The organism is Roseicyclus sp. (genome assembly GCF_965662675.1).
Classification (GTDB): Bacteria; Pseudomonadota; Alphaproteobacteria; order Rhodobacterales; family Rhodobacteraceae; genus Roseicyclus.
On sequence record NZ_CBFIIK010000181.1, the window covers coordinates 1 to 2,132 of the forward strand.

Consider the following 2,132-nt stretch of genomic DNA (forward strand, 5'->3'; position numbering starts at 1 on the left):
GAAATCGACACAGTCGCCACCGATATCGCGGCGCTGCTTGGCGCGGCGGGTTAACCGGCGCGCGGCATCGACCCAATTTACCCTTGACAAGCAGGGCCTCGGCCCCTTGACGCCCTAGCCAAATGCGCCTACACGGCGGCTTCCCTATGGGAATCATGATCTGCTCGTGGCTGTTACCGCGACGGATCGACCTGAACGAAAGGGTCCTTCGGTCAACATGACCAGGGGCCCTTAGTTGTGAAAAAAGGGCCTGGTATTACGGGCTCGCAACGCAAAGGACGAGAATACCTTGGCACGTATCGCAGGGGTCAACATCCCCACCTCCAAGCGCGTACCGATCGCGCTGACCTATATTACCGGCATTGGACATACCTCGGCGAAAGCGATCTGCGACGCTGTCGGCATCGACCAATCGCGCCGCGTCAACGAATTGTCGGACGCCGAAGTGCTGCAGATCCGCGAGCATATCGACGCCAATTTCTCCGTCGAGGGCGACCTGCGCCGCGAGACGCAGATGAACATCAAGCGTCTGATGGACCTTGGCTGCTACCGTGGCCTGCGTCATCGCCGCAACCTGCCCGTTCGCGGTCAGCGCACCCATACCAACGCACGCACCCGCAAAGGCCCCGCAAAGGCCATTGCCGGCAAGAAGAAATAAGGGAGGACCGGGTCCATGGCACGCGATCGTCGTCCCGCAAAGCGCAAGGTTTCCAAGAACATCGCCGCAGGCGTTGCGCATGTGAACTCTTCGTTCAACAACACCAAGATCCTGATTTCCGACGTTCAGGGCAACGCGATCGCGTGGTCCTCGTCCGGCACGATGGGCTTCAAGGGCAGCCGTAAATCGACGCCCTTCGCCGCCCAGATGGCCGCCGAAGACGCCGGCAAGAAGGCACAAGAGCATGGCGTCAAGACCCTCGAGGTCGAGGTGCAGGGCCCCGGTTCGGGCCGCGAAAGCGCGTTGCGCGCTCTGGCGGCTTGCGGCTTTCAGATCACGTCCATCCGTGACGTGACCCCGATCGCCCATAACGGCTGCCGTCCGCCCAAGCGCCGCCGCGTCTGAGCCGATACGAAACAACGGCGGGCTACGCGATCATGCGTGGCCCGCTGACGTCATTTTGATCCTCGAGCGTGCCGGAGCTGGATCCGCCCGGTGCAAGAATGGAGGCGACGCATGATCCATAAAAATTGGCAAGAGCTGATCAAGCCAACCCAGCTGATCGTTCAGCCGGGTACCGACCCTGCACGCAAGGCGACGGTTATCGCCGAGCCTCTCGAGCGCGGCTTCGGCCTCACGCTCGGCAACGCGCTGCGGCGCGTTTTGATGAGCTCGCTTCAGGGCGCAGCCGTCACCTCCGTTCAGATCGACGGTGTGCTGCACGAGTTCTCTTCGGTCGCCGGTGTGCGTGAAGATGTCACCGACATCGTCTTGAATCTCAAGGGCGTCGCGATCCGCATGGATGTCGACGGTCCAAAGCGGGTCTCGGTCTCGGCCAAGGGCCCCAAGGTTGTCACCGCCGGTGATATCTCGGAAAGCGCGGGCATCGAGATCCTGAACAAGGATCACGTGATCTGCCACCTCGACGATGGCGCCGATCTTTACATGGAACTGACGGTCAACACCGGCAAGGGCTACGTCTCTGCCGACAAGAACCGTCCCGAGGATGCGCCCATCGGCCTGATGCCGATCGACGCGATCTTCGCGCCCATCAAGAAGGTCTCTTATGAGGTTCAACCGACCCGCGAAGGTCAGGTGCTTGATTACGACAAGCTGACCCTCAAGCTGGAAACCGACGGCTCGCTCACGCCTGATGACGCCGTGGCCTATGCCGCGCGCATCTTGCAAGATCAGCTCTCGATCTTCGTCAACTTCGACGAGCCCGAGGCTGCTGGCCGCGCCGATGCCGATGATGATCTGGAGTTCAACCCGCTTCTTCTCAAGAAGGTGGACGAGCTGGAATTGTCGGTGCGTTCGGCGAATTGCCTCAAGAACGACAACATCGTCTATATCGGCGACCTGATCCAGAAAACCGAAGCCGAGATGCTGCGCACCCCGAACTTCGGCCGCAAGTCGCTTAACGAGATCAAGGAAGTGCTTTCGGGCATGGGTCTGCATCTCGGAATGGATATCG

The 2,132-nt window shown here is 60.8% G+C and carries 3 protein-coding genes; all 3 read left to right on the forward strand.

What is annotated here, in order from left to right:
* Positions 1–289: 289 nt before the first annotated feature.
* A complete protein-coding gene (gene rpsM / locus ACTG4J_RS15280) occupies positions 290–658 on the forward strand; it encodes a 30S ribosomal protein S13 (protein WP_439140590.1) in 369 nt (122 codons plus the stop codon).
* A 15-nt stretch (positions 659–673) separates the two neighbouring features.
* The gene (rpsK, locus tag ACTG4J_RS15285) at positions 674–1,063 is read left to right on the forward strand and encodes a 30S ribosomal protein S11 (RefSeq protein WP_213684341.1); all 390 of its coding nucleotides are present in this window, start codon (positions 674–676) and stop codon (positions 1,061–1,063) included.
* Between the two features lie 111 nt (positions 1,064–1,174).
* A partial coding sequence (locus ACTG4J_RS15290) for a DNA-directed RNA polymerase subunit alpha (protein WP_439140591.1) occupies positions 1,175–2,132 on the forward strand: 958 nt, incomplete at its 3' end.